This window comes from Helicobacter muridarum (assembly GCF_000765805.2).
GTDB classification, from domain to species: Bacteria; Campylobacterota; Campylobacteria; order Campylobacterales; family Helicobacteraceae; genus Helicobacter_A; species Helicobacter_A muridarum.
Genome location: NZ_JRPD02000009.1, coordinates 66,214 through 73,650, shown reverse-complemented (window position 1 = coordinate 73,650; position 7,437 = coordinate 66,214). Strand labels below are relative to the sequence as shown.

The following is a 7,437-nucleotide window of genomic DNA, read 5'->3' as shown; positions in this document are numbered from 1 at the left end:
GAAAAACAAGCGATAGCTAGTTTCTATGCGAAGCTGGAAAAACAAGCGATAGCTAGTTTCTATGCGAAGCTGGAAAAACAAGCGATAGCTAGTTTCTATTGCCCCTAAATGGAAGATAGAAAATGACCAATTAGAACTTTAGTATATTTTCAACAAAAAAGCAATTCTGCCTCTGCCTCTTGTGTTAAGAGTTTCTTGCTTGGAGTGTGATAAATAAAAAGTTTGTATAACAGCCTATTGTCTTCTAGCTTTAGATAAATCAAAGCTCATGATACACTTCAATATCTAAAGGCTTCTTCGCATATTTTTCTATTATTGAAATACCACTCTTAAAATGCTTCGTCTCTGTATGATTCTTTAAAGCAGTTTCGCTCTCCCATTCTTCTAAAAAAGCCAAAACATTAGAATCTTGAGAAATCATTAAATCATAAAAGTGGCAACCGCTCTCTAAGCGACTAAGTCTAACTAAGTCTTTCGTATTGGCAACAAAATCTTCTTTATCCTTAGGGTCTATATACACCCTAGCAACAACTCTAATCATAATTATCTCTAGGAAAACTACTAAAATCTATCTAGCAAACTAAGCTCTTGGCTTAATCATATTTGCAGGAACAACAAATTTATCAAAGTCATCTGCGCTTAAGAATCCTAGCTCAAGGCAAGATTCCTTAAGGGAAATACCTTTTTTATGTGCATTTTTTGCAACTTTTGCGGCTTTTTCGTAACCAATATGCGGATTGAGGGCTGTAACAAGCATAAGAGAGTTATGCAAGTTATATTCGATTCTTTCTTTATTAGCCTCAATACCTTGTGCACAATGAACATCAAATGAGTGCATACCATCTGCCAATAAATCAAGGCTTTGTAAGAAATTATAGATAATTACAGGCTTATATACATTAAGCTCGAAATTGCCTTGTGAAGCAGCAAATCCAATAGCAACATCATTTCCCATAACCTGCACTGCAACCATGGTTAAAGATTCACATTGCGTAGGATTCACCTTACCGGGCATAATAGAGCTACCCGGTTCATTCTCTGGGATAAGAATCTCGGCTAAACCGCACCTAGGACCGCTTGAAAGCCATCTAATATCATTTGCAATCTTCATTAGATTCGCTGCTAATCCCTTCATAGCTCCATGAGTAAAATTAATAGCGTCATGACTTGTAAGGGCATGAAATTTATTTGGACTTGATACAAATTTAGTGCCTGTAAGATTGCTTAACTCTTCGCTAACTTTCTCGCTTAGTTGAGGATGAGCGTTTAACCCTGTCCCAACTGCTGTGCCGCCTATTGCTAGCTCCCTCAAAGTTGGTAGGCTAGCTAATATCTGCTCTCTGGAATGCTGCAACATAGATAGATAGCCGCTAAATTCCTGCCCTAATGTAAGAGGAGTAGCATCTTGCAAATGAGTGCGCCCTATCTTAATAATTGAATCAAATGCTTTTACTTTTGATTCAAAAGTGCTAATGAGTTTATCTAAAGCCGGAATAAGTTTATTTTCAACTTGTAAAACAGAGACTATACTCATAGCTGTTGGAAATGTATCGTTAGAGCTTTGGCTCATATTTACATGATCATTTGGGTGAACTAGCTTTTCTTTTCTAAAATCCCCACCCATTATTTCTGTAGCTCGATTAGCTATTACTTCATTCATGTTCATATTGCTTTGTGTGCCAGAGCCAGTTTGCCAAATGGCAAGAGGGAAGTTATCATCAAACTTTCCTGCTATGATCTCATCACAAGCCTGTGTAATAGCATTCTTCTTTGCATCATCAAGCTTGCCTAGCTTATTATTCGTAATTGCTAATGCTTTTTTAAGATTAGCAAAAGAATAAATTAAAACTTTAGGCATTTTTTCAATACCAATCTTAAAATTCTCAAAGCTCCTTTGCGTTTGCGCTCCCCAATACTTTTCATTAGGAACTTTTACCTCACCCATTGTATCGTGCTCTACTCTGTAATCCATACACAAATCCTTTCAATGTAAAATTAATAGTATTTTAACACATAAAAGGGTGCACATCAAAATGAAGTGATTAAAGTTGGGCTTGATTATGAAAGATATGCAATATTTAATAAAAAACATAGCAAGAAACCATTATGTAAATACAAAGATAATGCTACACACCACCATATCGCAAATCCCTCTTATCTTGCAATAGATTTTTCATGCGTTCAAAACTATTTAAAGCCTGTATATAAGCTTTTGCTGTTGCATAAAGAGTATCAAGATCTTTTCCATGCCCTATGACTGGATTATTTGTCCCTTCAAAGATTACTTTCACCATAACGCTAGCTATAGCATCTTTGCCGCTTGTAATAGCCTCCACTTTATAATCAAGCAATCTACCAGACACCTCACACACCCTCTCAATAGCCCGCAATATACTATCTACTGCTCCATTGCCAAGCGCGCAATCATTTCTAATTTCAGAATCTTTGCGCACACACAAAGCAGCCAAATGCGCTCCATTGCTAGCAGTGCTACATTGAAATGATTCTAGGATATATACTTGAGGAATACGACTAAATTGTTCATCTATTATTGCTGCTATATCCTCATCATAAACAATTTTTTTCTGATCGCAAATACTTTTAAATTTATCAAATGCAATTTGCAACTCATCATCTGTTAGATTAAAGCCTAGCTGTATTATCTTATCCTTAAATGCAGCGCGCCCGCTATGCTTACCTAAGACCAGATTCTCATTGTCGTTAATACCAATATCACTAGGTTTCATAATCTCATATGTTTCTCTATGCTTTAATATTCCATCTTGATGTATGCCACTCTCATGACTAAAAGCATTCTTTCCTACAATAGCTTTATTTGGCTGTGGTCTTATACCTGTTATTTCAGCTACTAGCTTGCTTGTTTTATATATTTCTTTAGTATTAATATTGGTGTCTAGCTCTCCGTATTGTTTAAAAATATCCTTGCGAGTCTTAAGAATCATAACTACTTCCTCTAACGCGCAGTTACCAGCTCTTTCACCTAAGCCATTAATAGTGCATTCTATTTGTCTTGCACCTTTCATAGCACCATATATAGAATTAGATACAGCCTGACCTAAGTCATTATGACAATGCACAGACAACACTGCCCTATCCTGCACAACACTATAGAGCTGCTCTATAATTTCACCTATCTCATGTGGCAGGCGATAACCAACTGTATCAGGCATGTTTAATGTCTTAGCACCAGCTTCTATTGCAGCTAGTGAAATTTCCTTCAAGAAACTCATCTCACTTCTACATGCATCCTCACAACTAAATTGAACATCATCACAAAACTCCCTAGCCATAGAAATACTTTTAATTGCCAAATCTAAAACTTCACTAGGTTTTTTCTTTAGTTTATATTCCATATGAATAGGAGAAGTAGCTAAAAATAGATGAATGCGAGGTTTTTTTGCATATTTTAGAGAATCTTTAGCCCTCAAAATATCACTTTCTACACAGCGAGAAAGAGAGCAAACTGCGCTTGTTTGCAAGTTTTTAGCAATTTGACTAATAGATTCAAAATCTCCTGTGCTACTTGCTGCAAAACCAGCCTCAATAACATCAACACCTAACTTTTCTAACTGCAATGCTATAGCAATTTTTTCTTCGATATTCATTGAAGCACCAGGACTTTGCTCACCATCGCGCAAGGTTGTATCAAATATTGTAATAATATTTTGTTTACAATTATTCATAATTTTCCTTTTAAAACTTGACTATAATTAACGCTGAATTATACGCAAAAGCAAAAAATAAGAATCAAATAGTTTAAAATCTATCCATATTTTTGTATAATATAAGCTTTTAATTTTTAATTATAAGGACTTATATAATGTTAGAAGGCAAAATTAGAGATAGTATCACAAAATCTAATGCAAAGACATTAAAACGAAATGGTTATCTAATTGCCAATATATACGGAAAAGGCGAGGAGAATATTCATTGCGCTTTTAAGCGTAATGAATTCATTAAATATATGCGAGCAAAAACTAACCTTGTATTTCCTGTTAAACTTGGAGATAAGAGCTATGAGGTGGTTGTGCAAGAGTATCAAAAAGATCCTGTTACAAATGATATTTTACATGTAGATATGATTTTTGTAAAAAAAGGAACCATAGCTAAATTTAAGATTCCAGTTAAGGTAAAGGGTATAGCTGTAGGATTGAAAAATAAAGGCGTGCTAGTCTTCTCTCGTAAGAGAATAGCTGTAAAATGCAAGCCAGAAGATCTACCTAATTCATATATGCTTGATGTTACAAATTTAGATGTTGGACATACTATTCTTGTGCGAGATCTGCCAATCATTGATGGAGTGCAAATAATTGATAAACCAAACCTTGCGGTAGTTGGTATTATAAAGGCTAAGTAATCTCCTATAATATTAAAGCATAATTTATGTTATAAATCATATCGAAACTCATTCCATATATCTACTCTATAAAAAGTAGTAGATATATTCCATCTCTTTATTATGCTGCAAAACGAAGTTGATACTAATCTATTTATATATTTTCAGATTCTTAAATGTAAATATATAAATAAAATCAAAGTAAAATAATATTTTCTGCTTTGCTGCTAAATCTATTTATATTTATACTATCCATCAAAATATTATCATAAATATCCTAAGCAGAGATTAGAGTCTCTTCATCTTTTTTTTGCTTTTTGACACAATGAAATTTTATTGAACATAAACTCTATTTTTATATTTTGTCCTGTGTAATTAATAGATTCTATTTGAATATTTTTTACCACTTACAATAAATCCTCTTTACTAAATAAGCCTATATCCTCTCCTTTTAAAACCCATTCGCCGCTTTTGTGCATAGGAATAGCTATGCTTTCTAAAATCTCTTTAATTAGCTCTTTGCTAGGGCTTACTCCATTTTTAAGCAAGGGGATAACACTTAAGCAAATATCATCAAAATAAGCCTTTTTACCCTGCCTTTTTGCACCCCGCAAATATGAGAGTAAAAAATACTTTGTTCTTCTCTCTAGCGGGATTGCGTGGCTTTTGAATTTCTGCCCTTTTTTGATATGATATTTACCGCTTACTTCATCAAGGTCAAAATTTGCGTTAATAAGTGGTGTTAAATCTGCATAATCTTTGCCTAATTGATGTAAAAAGCCAAGCTCTAAGCCTTTAATTGTAATTTCGGCGTGAATTTCCTCCAAAGTCGCGCCATCATCTCTAGCTATCAAAGCTTCAGCGTGATTAAGCACAAGTGCAGTAATATCATCGTCTAAATGCTCTTTTATTAGAGCTTTTGGGCTTTGTACTTTTTTAAAATAAATAATCAGTTGTCCGCTTAATACAGAAGCCTTAAACTGCCTCTTTTTAAATGTCGTTTGTCCATTATCCTGCCTTATAGAGCCAACATATTCAAAGCCGATATTTTGTGCTTCCTCTACTAAGATCTGCCATAGCTGCGGGTCTTGGTGCTGAAATACAAAGGCTAACCAGCGATTCCACTTCAGCACACGATACATTTCTTTTAAAGACTTTTTCATTAAAGCATGATATTCCTCTCTACTCTTTTCAAAACTTCCTTTTTCTATGCATTCCTTTTCTTTTAAACTAGAATCCACAGGTAAATCTAGCCATACATTCCACATTGTGCTTAAATCAAGATAGGGAATCTTTGCTCCATAAGGCGGGTCTGTGTAGATAAAGTCTATACTTAAAGATTCTATTTCTTTTAAATCTGTTGCATCAGCTTGAAAGATTTTCTCTCCATTGGTTTTATTTAACAGCGAATCGGTTTTGTCTAAATTATTTCTTTGCTTTAGTAACGCACCATTAAAATCCTTAATCACATTTGCAAGAGGATAAAAATAGCTTTGATAAAATAAATCGTTAGGCGCGGATTCTAGCTCTTGTTTGCCTTTGATGACTCGTTGGATTTTACCCCTGAAAGATTCTGCAGTATCTACAAAAGTTGGATTCTTGGCAATACGATAGCGATAATACAAAAAAGCTGCGCTATTTCCAGCTTTACCTGTTAATCCTTTATGGCTTGAAATATGATAAGTTAAATTGCATTGTGTTATCATATTTCTAAATCCCAACATCAACGCATAACGCATATTTCTTTTTATAATTCTTTGTTCTTTACTTCTGCTTGGTGCTGTATGTTTAAAGATAAGTTTTCTAAGTAGGGCTAGTTCTGCTAATTGTTTTTTACTAAAAAGCTTTAACACAGAATCCACATCGCTACCTTTAGGCAAAATCTCATCTTGTGGAATCCAAAGTGTAGAATCCTGCTGCTTTTGTGTTGCAATCTCACCAAACTCGCTATCTAACGCGTTAGGATAATATTTTGCATTTTTTAGAATCTGCCTTGCCTCTTTTTCATTTTTAGGCTTAATGCTTTCAAATTCGCTTAAAATTGCCTCGCTTAACTCATAGAGTGCGCTTAAATCCACTTGTGCACTCAATGCCTTTGTCATAAAAATAGAAAGTGGGTTTAAATCGGTGTGGATTCCAATTCGTCCATTCATCATCGCTTCTATCGCAGTTACGCCACTTCCCCCAAAAGAATCTAACACCACATCACCCTTGTCGGTGAAGTTTTTAATGTTTTGCTCTACAATATCCCAACTCTGCCTTGTGAAGTAAGCCGTGCAGCCAAAATATCGTGCTTTAGATTGCTTTTTAGGATTAACAATCGCCTTAGGCAATTCGCGACTTAGATACCAGCTATCAGGCTTTTTGGGTGTTTTAGAATCTTGGGCTAAAGTTTGCCTTAGCGATTCTATGGGTGTAGTAAGGTATTGTTTCAAAAGTAAAAAATCGTTGTTATCTTGTGCTACCCCTTTTGTCCTATTGAGCGTTAGCGAAATATCTTTTTTAGATTCTTCGCTTCGCTCAGAATGACAATTCAAAGAATTAAACAACTCCTTGCAAGAAAATTCTTTTAAAAGATTCTGCCCATTGGTCTCAAAAAGATTAAAAAATTTACCATTACAAAGTGCATAAAAAGGAGCTTTAATCTGCGGATTAATTGCATAATAAAATGCTTGTCGCTCTGCTTTACTTTGTGTGCCAATCTCTACTTTTGGAGCTTTTGCATCTAGCACACAATGGGGTTTAGAATCCACATATAGCACATAATCAGGGAAGCGCGTAAAAGTGATTTTTTCATTACTGCCTGTTATTGTTGGGCTTGTAAGCTTCAAGGATAAAGCCATTTCTAGCTTAGAATCCTTATTTATTTCCTTAGATTTATTGCTAGATTCTTTAGAATCTCTTAACACAAAGCCTAGCTCTTTTAAAAGTGGCGCGATAAGTAGCTCTCGCACAGAATCTTCTTTGAAATCCTCATTATCTAAGGCTTGAAAATCAAAAGTATTCATTATATTATTCCTTTCAAATCTACACAAAGATAGCTTCTAATCCAAGTCTTTACTGTAAATCCATAATCACAG

General features: G+C 34.7%; 5 protein-coding genes. 1 reads left to right on the top strand and 4 read right to left on the bottom strand.

Going from position 1 to position 7,437, the window contains the following annotated elements:
- Positions 1-259: 259 nt before the first annotated feature.
- The 3 genes from LS73_RS05430 to LS73_RS05420 all read right to left on the bottom strand — a co-directional run bounded on the left by LS73_RS05430 (position 260) and on the right by LS73_RS05420 (position 3,704).
- The gene (locus LS73_RS05430; RefSeq protein ID WP_034557869.1) at positions 260-541 is read right to left on the bottom strand and encodes a putative quinol monooxygenase; all 282 of its coding nucleotides are present in this window, start codon (positions 539-541) and stop codon (positions 260-262) included.
- Positions 542-580: 39 nt separating this feature from the next.
- Complete coding sequence (gene fumC / locus LS73_RS05425) at positions 581-1,972, bottom strand: class II fumarate hydratase (protein ID WP_034557870.1); 1,392 nt, start codon at positions 1,970-1,972, stop codon at positions 581-583.
- A gap of 154 nt (positions 1,973-2,126) precedes the next feature.
- Positions 2,127-3,704, bottom strand: a complete 1,578-nt coding sequence (locus LS73_RS05420) for a 2-isopropylmalate synthase (RefSeq protein WP_034557872.1) — start codon at positions 3,702-3,704, stop codon at positions 2,127-2,129.
- A 137-nt stretch (positions 3,705-3,841) separates the two neighbouring features.
- Between LS73_RS05420 and LS73_RS05415 the strand changes: the two genes are divergently transcribed.
- Entirely contained in the window at positions 3,842-4,378 is a 537-nt protein-coding gene (locus LS73_RS05415; protein WP_034557873.1) for a 50S ribosomal protein L25/general stress protein Ctc, read from the top strand.
- A 386-nt stretch (positions 4,379-4,764) separates the two neighbouring features.
- Here the strand turns inward: LS73_RS05415 and LS73_RS05410 are convergent, their stop codons facing one another.
- Entirely contained in the window at positions 4,765-7,365 is a 2,601-nt protein-coding gene (locus LS73_RS05410) for a DNA methyltransferase (RefSeq protein ID WP_034557875.1), read from the bottom strand.
- Positions 7,366-7,437: the final 72 nt, after the last annotated feature.